Consider the following 17,477-nt stretch of genomic DNA (forward strand, 5'->3'; position numbering starts at 1 on the left):
GATGGTTCCACAATTGAAGGCAGTAATCTTTGATTTGGATGGAGTAATTACCGATACGGCTGAGTATCATTACCGTGCCTGGGAGGCGCTCAGCAAGGAATTAGGAATACCCTTTACAAAGGGATTTAATGAGGAACTGAAGGGGATTTCACGGATGGAATCTCTTGAGAAAATTCTAGTTCTAGGCGGGAAACAGAATGATTTCACCACGGATGAAAAGACATTGCTTGCCGATCGAAAAAATGACTATTACCGGAGACTGATAGAAACGATCACACCACAAGATATTCTTCCGGGAATTAAGGAATTCATCTTTGACCTTAAGCAGAATGGAATTAAGATGGGGTTGGCTTCAGTCAGCAAAAATGCCTTTACTGTTATCAGCCGTTTGGAACTAGCTGGAGAGTTTGACGTCATCGTCGATGCGGCTTTGATTCAAAAAGGGAAACCGGATCCGGAGATTTTTTTGCGGGCAGCTGAACAGTTGAGCGTTGTGCCTGCTGACTGTATCGGAATAGAGGATGCAGAAGCGGGAATCACTGCTATCAAAGCAGCCGGTATGTTTGCGGTGGGCATTGGGAATGTGGAAAGACTTGTGCAGGCGGATCTGATCTATCACTCGACCGAGGAAATTCAGTTTGATGAAATCAGGGCTGCGTTTTATTCTGCAAAATCTTGAGACCGAAAGATAGGAAAGCCGTTCTTCAATTGAGGAACGGCTTTTTATCAGTAATATTCAATCTATTCTGTACCTAAATGACCAGTCCTTTTTTATGAAGCTTCATCAAGACCAAGCTCAGGCGGCGGCTGCCTGAACAATTTTGTTAAGTTTAATAGGTAGATAAATCCCACGATCAACCAAGTTCCTCCGAGCATGAGTGAGTGGATATCCAATTCGATAAAAAATAAACCAATGAGTCCTGCACCGATAAGTGGAATGATGAAATATTGAATTGTTCCCTTTATTGACCTCTTTTTCTCTCTGAAAAAATAATGGGCTGTGACCGAAAGATTGACAAAGAAATAAGCGAACAACGCCCCAAAACTAATGAGCGATACGGCTGCTGTTAAACTTAGAAATAGGGCACTTAACGAAACTATTCCTACTATTAAAATATTAAATACAGGTGTGCTGAACTTTGGTGATAAATAACCAAAGACTTTTTTTGGCAGGACATTTTCCCTTCCCATGGCATATAAAATCCGGGAGGCACTCGTTCCGGATGCTACGGCTGAGGCAAAGGTGGAGGTCAGTCCCACAGCTATAAAAAAACTCATGAAGGCTTTTCCGCCAATATAGACTGCAATCTCTAAATAGGCAGATTCAGGATTTTTGAAAGACTGAAATTCTGGAAAAACGAGTTGAGCAAAGTAAGAACCTGCTATAAATAAGAAACCTCCAATCACCATAATCAAATAAATGGCTTTTGGCAGTGTTCGGGTAGGATCTTTCGTTTCTTCGGATAGGGTTGATACAGCATCAAAGCCTAAAAAGCTAAAACAAAGAATGGGTACTACCGATAAAAGAGCAGGCATATTCACTTTTGTATCATAGAATGGAGCAATGGACATTAATGTTCCAGCCCCTTTTCCTGCAAGAAGTCCTTTGATCGACAAAATAAAGAAGATGGCAAACAATAAAATTTGCAGAAGAAGCATGTAAGTATTTAGTTTAGCTGCTAATTTTATGCCAAGGATGTTGACGCTTGTAACGGTGACTATGAATAATATGATCCATACAAACATTGGAATGGAAGGAAAATAGGCTTTCAGAGCAATTCCTAAGATTAGGGAACTGATCATTGGACTTAAAATATAGTCAAGGATAATCGTCCAACCAACAATAAATCCGAAATGTGGACTTATCGATTTCTGCGTAAAAGTATACGCTGCCCCGGCATTTGGAAAAGCTTTGACTAACTGTGCATAACTATAAGCCGTAAAAAGCATAACAACAAAAGCGATCGCATAAGCGGTTGGTATCATCCCGTTTGTACGATGAACGGCTACTCCATATGTGGAGAAAAACGTTTTAGGCGCCATAAAGGCCAATCCGAAAAAGACGACATACTTTAACGTAAGCGAGCGCTTTAGTGTTGGTGAATTTGATTTTTCCATTTATTCAATCCTCCTTGTAATGGTCATTATGAAAGTATCAAAGATGCATGGACTTATTATAAGGTCTTGTCCAACACCAGAGTAAACCGTTTTCATAAAAAAATAAGACCGCTTAACAGATAGTTCGGCGGTCTAAAAATAAATTACTTTTTATATACGATCTTTCCATCAACGATTGTATAGTCCACAGGAGTTTCGGAAATATCCTTAGGATTGATTTTGGTAATATCCTGATCAAGGACAACCATATCGGCTTTCTTGCCAACTTTCAATGTTCCCAGATCGTTTTCACGGAAAATCTGATAAGCAACATTTTTTGTGACAGCCTGTAGCATTTCTTGAACGGTAAGAGCTTGAGATGCATTACGTACCATGTCCTGATCCTGTTCCTCCGGATATGGGCTGTTTCTAGTCACACCCGTTTCGATTGAATTGAGTGGACGGTAGTCAGGAGTTGGCGGGTAGTCGCTGCTTCCGGAAATCAGCACGCCCTCGTCCCAAATCTTTCTGGCTGGATACATGGCTAGTGCGCGATCTTGGCCGATCATGGCACTTTCCAATTGATAATATTGATCCTTATAGAACCAGAAGGGTTGTAAGGAAGCAATGACTTTCAATGCTTTCATTCGAGCGATGTCGCTGTCTTTGATTGCTGAAATATGGGTAATCGTATGGCGAGCATCACGTTCTCCATTTGTTTTAACAGCGCTCTCAATGGCATTTAGACTCATATTAACCGCTCCGTCACCAATCGCATGAATATGAACCTGGATTCCAGCTTTGTCCATGGCAGATACCATTTGATTGAAATTATCTATCTTCCAAACTGAATCCCCATGGAAGTCACGGCCCATTCCAGCCCCCTCAGTGTATGGTTCGAGGAAGAGTGCAGTTTTGCCTTCGGTCACTCCATCGGCAAATAGTTTAACAGTATGTACCTGAAGCCAATCCGAGTGGTACTTTTGTTGAGCCTTTTTCATTTTTTCTACTTCAACTTCCGGATTGCTGCCCGGGTCGATAAAATAGGTGCCAGAGACGCGCATCGTCAGCTTACCTTCTTTTTCTAATTCTCCAAGTATATCAATCATTTTGTCATCTGTTCTTTGAAAGGTCATAATCCCGGTCATACCAAAGCTGTGCATTTCCTCTTGGTATTTTAAGACGGCTTCTTTATATTGATCTTTTGTTAACGTAAATAAGGCTTGAACTTGATCCACCAAATCTCTTGCGCCTTCACGCAGAACACCTCTTGGCGAGCCGTCGGGGTTGTGTTCAATCATACCGCCTTTCGGTGCCTGGGTGTCTTTGGAAATTTTGGACATGTCCATCGTCTTGGAATTTACCCATACGGAGTGATTATCGATAGAATAAAGAATGACGGGTATGTCAGCAACAATTGCGTCCAAATCTTCCTTCTTCGGCCCAGGATTCGTTCCATCTGCTTGTTTATATGGACCGTTTTTCCAGCCTGTACCTGTAATAATTTTTACATCAGGATGTTTCTTTCGGAAATCAGCAACCGCTTTCAGATATTCCTCATGAGTTTTGAGGCCTGACAGATCCACTTCAAACAACTTGGTTGTCCAAAGGCCAGGAATATGGGTATGTCCGTCCATCAACCCCGGTGAGACCATCTTTCCTTTTAAATCAATGACTTTGGTGCCCTTTCCAACATAGTTTTCTACATCCTTGCTACTGCCGACAAAGATAATCTTTCCATCCTTGGCAGCAATTGCTTCCGCTGTTGGCTGGTTATCTTCCATCGTGTGTACTATACCATTCTTTAAAACAAGCGTAGCTAATTCATCCGATCCTCCTGCTTGTTTTTTTGGGGAGGCTTCTTTTTCCTTGGCACAACCATTTAGCAATGGAAGCAACAGAACTATAATGCCCAACCAAGCTAATAACTTCTGGTTTCTTAGAAAACTAATCATTATTTTAACCCCCTAAAGATTTAGTGGCTTGCAGGAATTATTATAAAGTCTGGTATAACACCAGAGTAAACAGTCTCGAAACGAAAAAATCTACGAAATGGTGAACATTTCGTAGACTGGTTTTCTCCTGAATTGGACCGCTAACATAATTGCCAGGTGGTCCAAAAATAAATTATTTTTTATATACGATCTTTCCATCCACGATTGTATAGTATACAGGTGTTTCCGAGATATCCTTAGGCTTGATTTTAGTAATATCCTGGCCAAGGACAACCATGTCGGCTTTCTTTCCAACCTTCAATGTGCCCAGGTCATTTTCACGGAACATTTGATAAGCCACATTCTTTGTAACTGCCTGCAGCATTTCTTGAACGGTAAGTGCTTGAGATGCATTACGTACCATGTCCTGATCCTGCTCCTCCGGATATGGGCTGTTTCTTGTCACACCCGTTTCGATTGAATTGAGCGGACGGTAGTCAGGAGTTGGCGGGTAGTCACTGCTTCCGGATATCGTCACTCCGGCATCCCACATTTTTCTTGCTGGGTACATCGCCAATGCACGATTTTCACCGACCATAGCTTTTTCCAACCCGTAGTATTGGTCCTTATAAAACCAGAATGGTTGTAAAGCGGCAATAACTTTTAATGCTTTCATTCTCGGAATATCATTGTCTTGAATGGAAGAAATATGGGTAATGATATGGCGTGAATCACGTTCCCCATTCGTTTTAACAGCATTTTCAATCGCGTTAAGTCCAGCATTAACAGCTCCGTCCCCAATCGCGTGAATATGCAATTGAATTCCTGCTTTATCCACTGCTGCAACCATTTTATTGAAGTCATTCACTTCCCAAGGCATTTCTCCATGGTGATTATGCCCCATTCCAGCTTTCTCTGTGTATGGTTGAATGAATAGTGCTGTTTTTCCTTCTGTCACACCATCTGCATATAATTTAATGGTATTAGCTCGAAGCCAATCAGAATGATATTTTTGAGAGGCGGCCTTCACTTTTTGAACAGCTTCATCCGGAGTGCTGTCAGGGTAAATAAAATAGGCCCCGGCAACTCTCATGGTCAACTTCCCTTCTTGTTCCAGCTCTCCCAAGATATCGATCAGATGTTCTTTATCCTCAAAAGTCATAATGCCAGTCATCCCAAAACTATGCATTTCCTCTTGATATTTTAAAATTGCTTCCTTATATTGCTCTTTGGTAGGTTTAAATAATGCCTGAACGTCTGCAACTAAATCCATTGCTCCCTCACGTAAAACACCTCGAGGGGAGCCATCAGCATTATGTTCAATCATGCCACCTTTAGGAGCCTTGGTATCTTTGGTTATCTTGGCCATTTCAAGTGCCTTGGAGTTTGCCCAAACTGAATGATGGTCAATAGAAAGGAGAATGACAGGAATGTCGGAAACAACCGCATCTAAATCCTCTTTCGTCGGGCCGGGATTTGTCCCATCTTTTTGTTCATATGGGCCATTTACCCAGCCTAGCCCTGTAATAATGTTAACATTTGGATTCTTCTTCCTATAGTCAGAGACGGCTTTAATGTATTCCTCATGACTATCCAGATTTGAAAGATCTACTTCGAATAGTTTTGTAAGCCATAAACCCGGGATATGTGTGTGACCATCCATAAATCCTGGAGAAACCATTTTTCCTTTTAAATCAATGACTTTAGTGTTTTTTCCCACATACTTTTCTACCTCTTTGGTGCTGCCGACAAAGACAATCTTTCCATCCTTTGCGGCAACGGCTTCAGCTGTAGGCTGATGATCTTCCATTGTGTAGATCATACCGTTCTTCAGAACCAGGGTAGCTGCTTCATCCGATTGGGTTGTTGCCTTTTTTGAGACTTCTTGATCTTTTGTACAGCCATTTAACAATGGTAACAGCAGTACAAGAATAGCAATCAAAAAATGTGGCCACCGTTTTCTTTGAATACTTTCCATCATAATGCCCCCTATATTTTTGTCACTTACAGGAGTCATTATAAAGTCTCGCGTAAGGCTAGAGTAAACGGTTTCAAAACATAAAAAGCTACGAAATGGTGAACATTTCGTAGCCTGTTTTCTAAACGATTTTCCTTTGAATGGGAATCTGGATTTCATAATAAGCTTCATCATATTGGTCTGTTAAAGAAACATCAACCTGCATAATTCGAACGGCGTTACCGGTAATAACATAGCCATATTTATCACAATAATCCAATAGTTTTTTGAGCTGAATCAGCATTTTTTCCCATACGAGGCCCGTATGGTAGGAACAAATATATAATCCTTTTTCTAGTTTTTGAGTGGAGTACGGCGAATCTTCATCCTGAATCAATATGAATAATTGAGATTGATAGGAACTAAGCTGATCGGGAATATCTGAAGTTTGTCGAAATTCATCAAAGTACTCTTTATAAATAATGTCGCCAAATTTATTACTGGCCAGTACTGGAATGGCTCCTTCAATCATATTTTCAAGCTCAAGAAATCCAAAATAGAGACTTTCATAATCGTTCCAACTCACTGGCTTTTCTAGCTGAATATATTCACGTTCTTCAAAGTATTTAATGACGATATCTGTGTCTTTATAGCTGTTTTTAAACTGTTCAATATTGGTTAATCGGATATTCAAAATATGATGAATATCTTGCAATTCCCTGATTTTTTTCTGAATATCGCTCATGGATTTCTGTAGAAATTGAATCGATTGATCGACGTTCCGATTCGTTAGAAATAGCTTAATTTTCTCTAGGGAAAAACCAATATTCCTTAATTCCTTGATTGTTCCGAGCACTTCATACTGTTCAATGGAGTAATAGCGATAGCCGGAATGGGGGTCAATATAATCCGGTTTCAACAAGCCGATTTTATCGTAATGCCGTAATGTATGGATGGTTACGCGTCTAAGCTTTGACATTTCTCCAATACTCAACTTGCTTTGCATAGGTTTTACTCCCCCGATATCCTTACTATAACTCTACTTTAAAATGAATAAAGAGACATTGCAATACCAGACTATGAATGCTTTATGTCCTCAAAACGAATCATGCCGATAATACTAGTATTTACCACTATATCCCTGCCATACCATCAATTAAAATAGAATTATCATAATATTTTAATAGGAGAGGCAGGTTAAAGGGATGAAGCCACATGTCCACCATTTGAAAAAGCATAACGGCTTTAGGTTCTTCTTTATTATTTTCTTGCTGGTTAGCTACTTCACCACATATAGTGTGACGGAAGCAGCCACGTCAGATCGAAAAGCACCAACAGCACCGACAAATCTTCGTACAACCGGGATCACAAGTTCAAGTGTTTCTTTGGCATGGACGAGCTCGACTGACAATGTGGGGGTTACTGGGTACGATGTTTTCCAGAATAATAAAGTAATAGGGAAGACTACATCCACGCAATATACGGTTAATAATTTAACGGCCAATACCACTTACAGCTATTTTATTAAGGCACGGGATGCAAGTGGAAATATATCTTCTTCAAGTAATATTATAAAGGTAACCACTCCCAAAGTGGTGACGGATCTGGCGCCGCAGGTTGGCAATATCCAGGTTTCACCGATTGCCAGTGACGGAAAAACCGTTAGTGGAACCGTTACCTTATCAGTCAGTGCAAGCGATGATAAAGGAATTAGCAAGGTGGAGTTTTATAGCAGCAATGGCGGCTATTTAATCAAATCCCTGACTTCCGCACCCTATAGTGTAAGTTGGGCCACGAATCCCTGGGTGCCGGATGGAGAACAAATATTAAAGGTCGTAGTTTACGATACTGCCAATCAAATAGCACAGGTTTCAAGGACTGTCATTGTAAAAAATACCGTAAGTGCGGTACAGAGCGCCTACAAGATGGTTGGATATTACACAAGCTGGTCAACATATTCCAATTTTCAAGTGGCAAACATTGATGCATCCCAAATAACACACTTAAACTATGCCTTCGCTAACATTTCTACGGATGGAAAAATAGCTTTGGGGGACTCATGGGCAGATGTAGAAAAGCCATTTTCAGGAGATACAACCACACAGCCTTATAAAGGAAACTTCTATCAATTAACCAAATTGAAGCAGTCCTATCCAAATTTAAAAACTTTAATTTCTGTTGGCGGCTGGACTTGGTCAGAAAAATTCTCGGATGTAGCTTTGACCGACCAATCCAGAACAATTTTTGCGCAAAGCTGTCTGGACTTTATCAGAAAATACGGTTTTGATGGAGTGGATATAGACTGGGAATATCCGGTTGCCGGGGGAGAACCAGACAATGTGAACCGCCCCGAGGACAAACAGAATTTTACGCTTTTGATAAAGAAAATCAGAGAAACCTTTGATGCCCAAAGCGCTGTGGATGGGAAAAAATATATTGTAACGATCGCCGGAGGAGCAGGCAGGAGCTTTGCAGCAAATACAGAGCTGAATTTACTTCAGCAATATGTCGATTATATGAATCTGATGACCTATGATTTTCATGGTGAATGGGACACCTTAACCGGTATGAATGCTCCGTTGTACCGAGATCCTGAATCAAAATTTACCGGCGAGTGGAGTGTTCAGGATGCAGTGCAACTTTATATCAATAACGGTGTGCCTGCCAATAAAATAGTCATGGGCATGCCGCTATACGGAAGAATCTTTAATCAGGTAACAAATTTGAATAACGGTTTGTACCAATCTTATTCAGGTGGAGGGTCTTCCATTAGTTACGCCAATATAGAGGCGAATTATCTTAACAAAAATGGGTTCATGCGTTATTGGGAGACCGATTCAAAAGTACCGTGGCTATTTAATGGCTCACAGTTCGTCAGCTATGATGACCTGGAATCAATCGGCTATAAAACTTCCTTTATCAAATCGATGGGCTTAGGTGGCGCTGTAATGTGGGAGCTGAGTCAAGATCCTAATAAGGTTTTGGCATCCAAGATTTATAATGATTTGAAATAAATCAAGATGTACTATGCAAACCGGATTTATTTTTGTTGCATTTTTCTGGATTAATTTCTAGAATTAATTAACAGAACAAGAATAAATGAGGTGTACCCTTTGATTGTAATTGAATATTTATCGGCGTTGATTTTGCCGGGGTTATTAGTTCTCCTGTTCACACGGGTCACTTACAATCGGATGATCGGCCTGATCTTGACTGTCGCCCTAATCGCAGGATCTGCCTATAAAGGTTATACAAATACATTAGTCCTTATCGTCATTGATGCTTTTTCACTAACAGCCGGTTTCTGGCTTGCGTCAAAATTGAAACCAAAAACAGCGAGAAAAAACGAATCATAGTCTGCCCGTCATGTGGCAGGCTTTTTATTTTATAAAAAAACGAATATTAGTTCGCATATTGTTGGTTTGTTTTTGGGTGAATGTGGTAGAATGATAATATTGAAAACGGAGATTCAAAAACAGTAACTATAGAGATGAAAAACGGGAGGAACCTGTTCGTGAAGGACCAATTTGAATTAGTCTCAAAGTATTCGCCTCAGGGGGATCAGCCGGAGGCCATCAAACAATTAGTCGAAGGCATCCGCAACAACAAGCAGCACCAAACCCTGCTTGGCGCCACCGGTACAGGAAAAACATTCACGATCTCCAATGTTATTAAAGAAGTAAACAAACCGACACTTGTCATCGCCCATAATAAAACACTTGCAGGCCAGCTCTACAGCGAGTTTAAGGATTTCTTCCCCAACAACGCGGTAGAGTACTTTGTCAGTTACTATGACTACTATCAGCCGGAGGCCTATGTTCCCCAAACGGATACCTTTATTGAAAAAGATGCCAGCATCAACGACGAGATTGATAAATTACGGCACTCAGCAACATCTTCCCTGTTTGAACGGAAAGATGTCGTCATTATTGCCAGTGTTTCGTGTATTTATGGCCTCGGTTCCCCAGAAGAATATCGGGAAATGGTTGTGTCATTAAGGACCGGAATGGAAATGGAAAGGAACGAGCTGCTGCATCGCCTCGTTGATATCCAATATGAACGCAATGATATCGACTTTAAACGGGGGACTTTCCGCGTCCGTGGTGACGTTGTCGAGATTTTCCCGGTTTCCCGTGATGAACACTGTATTCGAGTGGAATTATTCGGAGATGAAATAGATCGAATTCGTGAAGTTGACGCCCTCACCGGTGAAATTATTGGTGAGCGCGAACACGTGGCGATTTTCCCGGCGTCTCACTTCGTCACCCGGGAAGAAAAGCTGCGTGTGGCGATTGAAAATATTGAAAAAGAGCTTGAAGAACGCCTTACAGTTTTAAGAGAAAATAATAAATTGCTTGAAGCCCAGCGTCTCGAACAGCGGACTCGTTATGATTTGGAAATGATGCGGGAAATGGGCTTCTGCTCCGGAATTGAAAATTACTCGCGGCACCTGACATTGCGTCCTGCTGGATCAACACCATACACATTATTGGATTATTTTCCAGAAGACTTCTTATTGGTGATTGATGAGTCGCACGTAACCCTGCCTCAGGTTAGGGGGATGTTCAACGGGGATAAAGCCCGAAAGGAAGTCCTCGTGGAGCATGGATTCCGTTTGCCTTCAGCGCTTGATAACAGGCCGCTTACCTTTGATGAGTTCGAAAAGCATATAAACAATATTATTTATGTTTCGGCTACGCCGGGACCATATGAGCAAGAACATACCCCAGAGATGGTGGAACAAATCATCCGCCCAACTGGCTTACTTGACCCAACCATCGATGTCCGGCCGATTCAAGGCCAAATTGATGATCTGATTGGTGAAATCCAGGATCGGGTTAAGAAAAATGAACGGGTTCTAATCACCACCCTTACGAAAAAAATGTCAGAGGACCTGACGGATTATCTAAAGGAAATCGGAATTAAGGTGCAATACCTTCATTCTGAGGTGAAAACATTGGAACGGATTGAAATTATCCGCGAGCTGCGTCTTGGCAAATATGATGTTCTAGTCGGAATTAACCTCCTTCGGGAAGGGATCGATATTCCGGAAGTATCGCTTGTGGCAATATTGGATGCTGATAAGGAAGGCTTCCTTCGTTCAGAACGTTCGTTGATTCAGACAATCGGCCGTGCCGCACGTAACGCCAATGGACACGTGATCATGTATGCGGATCGCATGACAAATTCAATGGAGCTGGCAATCAGTGAAACCAAGCGTCGTCGTTCCATCCAAGAAGAATACAATTTAAAACACGGCATCACCCCGAAAACAATCCAAAAGGATATCCGCGATGTCATCCGTGCCACTCATGCTGCCGAGGAGCAAGAGGAATACAAACCAGCTGCATCGTTTGGCAAGATGAACAAAAAGGAACGGGAAAAGTTGATTGCCGATATGGAAAAAGAAATGAAGGCCGCCGCCAAAGCGCTTGACTTTGAACGCGCTGCGGAGCTTCGCGACCTTTTATTTGAATTGAAAGCGGAAGGATAACTAGAATCATGGTAATGGATAAATTGATTGTAAAAGGTGCAAGAGCACATAATTTGAAAAATATAGATATCACCATTCCAAGAGATAAACTTGTCGTGCTGACCGGGCTTTCCGGATCTGGAAAGTCTTCGCTCGCCTTCGATACGATTTACGCGGAAGGACAGCGACGCTATGTTGAGTCACTCTCCGCATATGCCCGTCAATTCTTGGGACAAATGGATAAACCGGATGTCGATACCATTGAAGGGTTGAGTCCTGCCATTTCCATTGATCAAAAAACCACCAGCCGCAATCCACGTTCAACCGTAGGAACGGTAACGGAAATCTATGATTATTTACGTCTATTATTTGCCAGAGTCGGCCATCCCACCTGTCCTAATCATGGTATCGAGATCTCCTCGCAAACGATTGAGCAAATGGTCGATCGGATTCTGGAATACCCGGAACGGACAAAAATGCAAATACTCGCACCTGTTGTTTCCGGACGCAAAGGAATGCATGTGAAAGTATTTGAAGATATTAAAAAGCAAGGATTTGTCCGTGTTCGTGTGGATGGAGAAATGCTAGATCTTAGTGACGAGATTGTTCTGGATAAAAATAAAAAGCACTCAATTGAAGTTGTTGTCGACCGGATTGTCGTTAAGGATGGGGTTTCTGCTCGTTTGGCCGATTCATTGGAAACGGCCTTAAGTCTTGGAGAGGGAAAAGTCATTGTCGATGTAGTTGACGGGGAGGAGCTAATGTTCAGTGAAAACCATGCCTGTCCTCTCTGCGGTTTTTCAATCGGGGAATTAGAGCCAAGGATGTTTTCTTTTAATAGCCCGTTTGGTGCTTGTCCTGAATGCGATGGTTTAGGCTCCAAGCAAGAAGTCGATATTGACTTAATCATCCCTAACAAGGAATTAACCCTTAAGCAGCATGCAATTGCCCCATGGGAGCCGACTAGCTCACAGTACTATCCGCAACTGCTTGAAGCAGTTTGTAATCATTACGGAATTGACATTAATATTCCAGTCAAAGACATTCCAGAGAACCAGATGGATAAAATTCTTTATGGTTCCGGCAATGACAAAATCTATTTCCGTTATGAGAACGATTTTGGGCAAATTCGTGAAGGGTATATCGAATTTGAAGGTGTCCTCCGTAATGTGGAGCGTCGATTTAAGGAAACCAGCTCCGATTTCATTCGTGAGCAAATGGAAAAATACATGGCTCAACAGCCATGCCCAACCTGTAAAGGATTCCGCTTAAAGAAAGAAACGTTAGCTGTTCTCATTAATGGGTACCATATCGCTCATGTGACTGATTTTTCAATTGAAGAAGCGCAGCAGTTCTTTGCGAACCTCCAGCTTTCCGAAAAAGAAAGGCAGATTGCCAGATTGATTTTACAGGAAATCAATGAACGGCTCGGCTTTCTTGTCAATGTCGGCCTTGATTACTTAACTTTGAGCCGCATGGCCGGAACGCTCTCAGGGGGAGAAGCGCAGCGTATTCGTTTAGCGACCCAGATTGGCTCCAGACTAACCGGAGTTCTCTATATTCTTGATGAACCGTCCATCGGACTTCACCAGCGTGATAATGATCGCTTAATCGGCACCCTGCAAAATATGCGTGATATCGGCAATACACTAATTGTCGTCGAACATGATGAAGACACGATGCTGGCAGCAGATTATTTGATTGATATTGGTCCTGGTGCGGGTGTGCATGGCGGAGAAGTTGTTTCCGCTGGAACACCTTCAGAGGTTATGGCTGACCCGAACTCATTGACCGGGCAATATTTATCAGGAAAGAAATTCATTCCTCTTCCATTAGAAAGACGAAAATCAGACGGCCGCTTTATTGAAATTAAGGGTGCGGAAGAAAATAATTTAAAAAATGTATCGGTAAAAGTGCCACTAGGCATGTTTGTCGCTGTTACCGGTGTCTCTGGATCAGGAAAAAGTACGCTCATCAATGAAATTCTCCATAAAACCCTGGCGCAAAAACTGAATAGAGCTAAAACAAAACCAGGAAAATTTAAGAGTATAACCGGAGTAGACTATCTTGAAAAAGTCATCGATATCGATCAATCACCGATCGGAAGGACACCACGCTCCAACCCGGCCACCTATACAGGGGTATTTGACGATGTTCGTGATGTTTATTCCTCCACGAATGAAGCAAAGGTGCGCGGTTATAAAAAGGGCCGTTTCAGTTTCAATGTAAAAGGCGGCCGCTGTGAAGCCTGCCGCGGCGATGGAATTATTAAAATTGAAATGCACTTCTTGCCGGATGTTTACGTTCCGTGCGAAGTATGTCATGGAAAACGCTATAACCGGGAAACTCTTGAAGTGAAGTATAAAGGAAAGAGCATTGCGGACGTACTCGACATGACGGTTGAAGATGCCTTGAAATTTTTCGAAAACATTCCAAAAATCAGCCGCAAGCTGCAAACGATTTATGATGTTGGCCTAGGTTACATCAAACTTGGCCAGCCGGCCACAACCTTGTCCGGCGGGGAAGCCCAGCGTGTGAAGCTCGCATCCGAACTGCATCGCCGTTCCAATGGTAAATCCTTCTACATTTTGGATGAGCCGACAACCGGACTTCACGTTGACGATATTTCGAGATTGCTCGTTGTCTTGCAGCGTCTGGTTGAAAATGGGGATACCGTACTGGTCATCGAACATAATCTCGATGTCATCAAAGGGGTAGACCACATTATCGACCTCGGTCCGGAAGGAGGGGACAAAGGAGGTACCATCATCGCCAGCGGTACCCCAGAAAAGGTCGCCGAAGTAGAGGGTTCGTATACCGGAAAGTACCTAAAGCCAATCCTCGAGCGCGACCGTTTAAGAATGCAACAACAAATTGAAGATAAAAGCATCATTAAAGCATAGAGCTGGAATCATTAGGGTATTATTTACAAATTACACATGTATTGACGTATGAATTAGCATACGTCTTTTTCTTTTTGATCCATGTTTTGCTCGTAGCTTCTTGACCTCCTTTAGTTATGACAATTAGGATTTGTTAGTTCAACAACAATTACGAAGCTGTATAAATGGGGAAATTCTGTAAAAACTAACAGTCAATGAATAATGCGAAACAGGTGGGGAGCAATGACATATCAAGAAGGATTAAAACAAATCGATCTTGCTACAAAACAAATTAGTGAAGCCAATCATTTAATTGTTGAAGCAGTTATGAATGCTTTTTTTTTCACTTGGCAATGGTGGTTAGCGTTAGCCATGATTGTGGTTCCATGGGTTATTTGGGGCATATTCCGGAATCGTGAGAGCTCAGCTCGTATATTTTCCACTGGTTTATTGATTATGGTATTATCAGAAATCCTTGATACGATAGGCGTTAGTTTTGGCAAATGGGCATATCCAGTGAAAGTAGTACCTGTAGCAACATTAAACTTTTCCTATCGACTTTCTGTTTTACCTGTATTTCTAATGCTGTTATTGCAATTTAAGCCAACCTATCATCCATTTGTAAAAGCCGTTTTTTTTGGTGGATTAGGAGCTTATGTAGGTATGCCGTTATTGGCAATGATCGATTTATACAAAAAAATTGATTGGTCTTTTACCTATTCATTTTTTATTTTAACTGTATTCTATTTAATTGCTCACTGGTTTCTTCGATTAAATACATATAAAGAAATCAGCTAGTTCAATACAAGAGCGAACACTTAGGGTGGTCGCTTTTTTATATGCCAATTTGATGAATGGATTTGCCTGAATTTTCCCAGAAACTGCCGAAATTATCGCAGAAACTGAGGGGATATTCTAGCGGAAACTGGGAATTTCGCAAAAACCGGCGGGAATATCGTAAAAACCGGTGGGGATATCGGAAAAACAGGCGGGAATATCTCAATAACCGGCGGGTTTCCGTTCCAAGTACGCGGGAAAGGCCAAAAATCTCTCGAGGCCCTCGCTCTAAAAATTGCTGAATCCCCAATTCCTACAAAAAAATTAACGAAACTTTCCAACCACCTAATCGTACATATTAACAAGAGGTGATGAACGTTATGGAATCAAAAAAGGTCTTATCCAGTTTGTGTTATTTTAGTGTTTTTTTCGCGGGATTTATTTTTCCGCTTGTGGTCATGCTGGCCAGCTCTGATCCGGATACCAAACAGCATGCTAAAAAGGCCTTGTTATCCCATTTGATCCCAGTTATTACAGTGCCCATCATTATTTTTGCAGCTATCAAGGACTTTTCCAACATGCAAGATCAAATTCCGGTCTTTTTTGTTATTAGCATTGTCGTTACGATTGTTATTTCGCTGGTTATTTTCATCTGGAATATTGTCAAGGGCGTAAAAGTATTGGTCTCCGAATAAATTGGTTAAGAAAAATAATTTCTGATGAGGGTGGAAAAAATGAAAGAGGAACGTAAACGTATTTTACAAATGGTAGAAGAAGGAAAATTGACAGTTGATGAAGCCCTAACATTAATGGAAGAACTTGAAAAAGCCCAGCAAACCGTGAACCAGAAGCAAGAAGAAATCATGAAAGAGCTGTCGACGACGGTTCAATATGAGCAGAATCATGAGCATACTCAGAGCACTAAGGAAGATCCATTTAACTCCAAGTTTCAATCAACAAAGGACAAAATCTTTGAATTTGTTGATTCTGCTTTGAAAAAAATCAAAGAACTCGATTTTGATTTCAACTTTGGTCAGTCCGTAGACCTATCCCATATTTTTCATCATGGAAACGCAGACTTCAAGGATATGGATATCGATGTGGCAAACGGTTCTGTTAAGATCATAAGTTGGGATCAGCCCGATGTAAGGGTAGAGTGTCAGGCGAAGGTGTACCGTGTTGAAAACCAAGACAGCGCACGAGCGAACTTTATGCGCGATATTACATTTGAGGTGGCAAACCAAAAGCTGCGCTTTGGCACCCAACAAAAATGGATGAAGGTCGAGGCACTCATCTATGTTCCTAAGTCACAATATGAAAATGCCAGAGTCAGATTATTTAACGGTTCCATTTCTGGTGGAGAATTAAATGTAGGCAATCTCCAGGTCAAAACGGCGAACGGAAAGATTGAACTGGGACAGATCATCGGTAAACGAGCTGAGGTTGAAACGGCCAATGGAAAAATTAAAGTTAGACACAGCCAATTTGATGAACTCGAGGCGGAAAGTATCACTGGGTCTATTAAATTGGACGGGGACATGGCTAAAGTAGATGCTCAATCATTTAACGGGAACATTCATTTGAATCTAAGCGGCAACAGGGCTGAATGGATTCACACCAAAACGACGACCGGGGGAATTGACCTGTATATCCCGGAAGAGCTCCCGGTTGAAGGGGAGCTTAAGACAAACCTAGGTGGCTTTAACTTAAATCTTGTTGGGGTCCAAATACTGGAGGAAAAGAGTGAAATGGTACAAAAGTCACTTCGTTTCCAATCGGTCAACCATCCTGATAAAATGTTAAAAATCTTTGCAGATACAAAAACAGGTTCAGTGACTTTGAAGAAATCTTTAGAAAAATAGGGGACAAGAAATATGAGATGGTTAATAGGATGTTTGATTAATGCGGTTATATTTATGGCGCTAGCAGGATATTTTCATGAAAGCTTTTATCTTTCAGGATTTGCAGCCGCGGTTCAGGCGAGCATTTTATTATCCATCTTAAATATTTTAGTCCGGCCGCTTTTGATCCTTTTTACTTTGCCAGTGACCGTGTTAACGATGGGGTTTTTTCTCTTTGTCATTAACGCAATGACACTTGAACTAACTGATTTTCTTATGGGGAGTTCGTTCGAGATTCATGGCTTCGGAATGGCGCTTTTCTTCGCCGTCATCATGGCTTTGATTAATCTGATCATCCAAAAAACAATTCTGGAGCCATCAAAACGCTCGAAAGAATAACATCAAAAAGGTGCGTATCCTATGTGATAGGCATCTTTTTATTTTTCACTTTAACAAAAGTATGGTTCTCCGTAAAAAAATGTTAAAATAAAAAGTAATATTTTCTTCAAAATACAT

Annotated in this window: 13 protein-coding genes; 9 read left to right on the top strand and 4 right to left on the bottom strand. The window is 41.5% G+C overall.

The genetic code is table 11. The annotated features are described in order from the left end of the window. Position 1 precedes the first annotated feature (1 nt). Complete coding sequence (gene pgmB, locus ACI3K6_RS09690) at positions 2-679, top strand: beta-phosphoglucomutase (protein WP_435554658.1); 678 nt, start codon at positions 2-4, stop codon at positions 677-679. Positions 680-771: 92 nt separating this feature from the next. Here the strand turns inward: pgmB and ACI3K6_RS09695 are convergent, their stop codons facing one another. From ACI3K6_RS09695 to ACI3K6_RS09710, 4 genes are all read right to left on the bottom strand, one after another. Next, positions 772-2,118 (bottom strand): APC family permease, encoded by a 1,347-nt coding sequence (locus tag ACI3K6_RS09695; protein ID WP_435554659.1) that lies wholly within the window; start codon positions 2,116-2,118, stop codon positions 772-774. Between the two features lie 143 nt (positions 2,119-2,261). Beyond that, complete coding sequence (locus tag ACI3K6_RS09700) at positions 2,262-4,052, bottom strand: amidohydrolase (protein WP_435554660.1); 1,791 nt, start codon at positions 4,050-4,052, stop codon at positions 2,262-2,264. Between the two features lie 172 nt (positions 4,053-4,224). Beyond that, entirely contained in the window at positions 4,225-6,009 is a 1,785-nt protein-coding gene (locus ACI3K6_RS09705; protein ID WP_435554661.1) for an amidohydrolase, read from the bottom strand. Positions 6,010-6,130: 121 nt separating this feature from the next. Next, on the bottom strand, positions 6,131-6,994 hold the full coding sequence (locus ACI3K6_RS09710; RefSeq protein WP_435554662.1) for a MerR family transcriptional regulator: 864 nt from the start codon (positions 6,992-6,994) through the stop codon (positions 6,131-6,133). A 199-nt stretch (positions 6,995-7,193) separates the two neighbouring features. On the opposite strand from ACI3K6_RS09710, the gene ACI3K6_RS09715 reads away from it, so the two are divergent. The 8 genes from ACI3K6_RS09715 (at position 7,194) to ACI3K6_RS09750 (ending at position 17,360) form a co-directional block, all read left to right on the top strand. Next, positions 7,194-9,002, top strand: a complete 1,809-nt coding sequence (locus tag ACI3K6_RS09715) for a glycosyl hydrolase family 18 protein (protein WP_435554663.1) — start codon at positions 7,194-7,196, stop codon at positions 9,000-9,002. 102 nt (positions 9,003-9,104) lie between these two features. Further along, positions 9,105-9,344: a DUF2198 family protein gene (locus ACI3K6_RS09720; protein WP_335477252.1), complete on the top strand. Its 240-nt coding sequence runs from the start codon at positions 9,105-9,107 to the stop codon at positions 9,342-9,344. Positions 9,345-9,502: 158 nt separating this feature from the next. Next, entirely contained in the window at positions 9,503-11,482 is a 1,980-nt protein-coding gene (gene uvrB, locus ACI3K6_RS09725; protein WP_335477212.1) for an excinuclease ABC subunit UvrB, read from the top strand. A gap of 8 nt (positions 11,483-11,490) precedes the next feature. After that, positions 11,491-14,364: an excinuclease ABC subunit UvrA gene (gene uvrA, locus ACI3K6_RS09730; RefSeq protein ID WP_435554664.1), complete on the top strand. Its 2,874-nt coding sequence runs from the start codon at positions 11,491-11,493 to the stop codon at positions 14,362-14,364. Between the two features lie 222 nt (positions 14,365-14,586). Next, positions 14,587-15,141: a CBO0543 family protein gene (locus tag ACI3K6_RS09735; RefSeq protein WP_435554665.1), complete on the top strand. Its 555-nt coding sequence runs from the start codon at positions 14,587-14,589 to the stop codon at positions 15,139-15,141. 359 nt (positions 15,142-15,500) lie between these two features. Then, positions 15,501-15,815 carry a magnetosome magnetite crystal formation protein family gene (locus tag ACI3K6_RS09740; protein ID WP_435554666.1) on the top strand — a complete coding sequence of 105 codons (315 nt, stop codon included), beginning with the start codon at positions 15,501-15,503 and terminating at the stop codon, positions 15,813-15,815. 39 nt (positions 15,816-15,854) lie between these two features. Continuing rightward, entirely contained in the window at positions 15,855-16,982 is a 1,128-nt protein-coding gene (locus ACI3K6_RS09745; protein WP_335477208.1) for a DUF4097 family beta strand repeat-containing protein, read from the top strand. A 12-nt stretch (positions 16,983-16,994) separates the two neighbouring features. Next, entirely contained in the window at positions 16,995-17,360 is a 366-nt protein-coding gene (locus ACI3K6_RS09750; protein WP_335477207.1) for a phage holin family protein, read from the top strand. Positions 17,361-17,477 lie beyond the last annotated feature (117 nt).

Origin of the sequence: Neobacillus solisequens, from assembly GCF_051233465.1 — a bacterium.
GTDB lineage: Bacteria > Bacillota > Bacilli > Bacillales > Cytobacillaceae > Neobacillus.

Bases quoted from the DNA above. Each gene is read 5' to 3' on its own strand.
- pgmB (WP_435554658.1), top strand. From the start codon at position 2: ATGGTTCCACAATTGAAGGCAGTAATCTTTGATTTGGATGGAGTAATT.
- ACI3K6_RS09695 (WP_435554659.1), bottom strand. From the start codon at position 2,118: ATGGAAAAATCAAATTCACCAACACTAAAGCGCTCGCTTACGTTAAAG.
- ACI3K6_RS09700 (WP_435554660.1), bottom strand. From the start codon at position 4,052: ATGATTAGTTTTCTAAGAAACCAGAAGTTATTAGCTTGGTTGGGCATT.
- ACI3K6_RS09705 (WP_435554661.1), bottom strand. From the start codon at position 6,009: ATGGAAAGTATTCAAAGAAAACGGTGGCCACATTTTTTGATTGCTATT.
- ACI3K6_RS09710 (WP_435554662.1), bottom strand. From the start codon at position 6,994: ATGCAAAGCAAGTTGAGTATTGGAGAAATGTCAAAGCTTAGACGCGTA.
- ACI3K6_RS09715 (WP_435554663.1), top strand. From the start codon at position 7,194: ATGAAGCCACATGTCCACCATTTGAAAAAGCATAACGGCTTTAGGTTC.
- uvrA (WP_435554664.1), top strand. From the start codon at position 11,491: ATGGTAATGGATAAATTGATTGTAAAAGGTGCAAGAGCACATAATTTG.
- ACI3K6_RS09735 (WP_435554665.1), top strand. From the start codon at position 14,587: ATGACATATCAAGAAGGATTAAAACAAATCGATCTTGCTACAAAACAA.
- ACI3K6_RS09740 (WP_435554666.1), top strand. From the start codon at position 15,501: ATGGAATCAAAAAAGGTCTTATCCAGTTTGTGTTATTTTAGTGTTTTT.
- ACI3K6_RS09745 (WP_335477208.1), top strand. From the start codon at position 15,855: ATGAAAGAGGAACGTAAACGTATTTTACAAATGGTAGAAGAAGGAAAA.
- ACI3K6_RS09750 (WP_335477207.1), top strand. From the start codon at position 16,995: ATGAGATGGTTAATAGGATGTTTGATTAATGCGGTTATATTTATGGCG.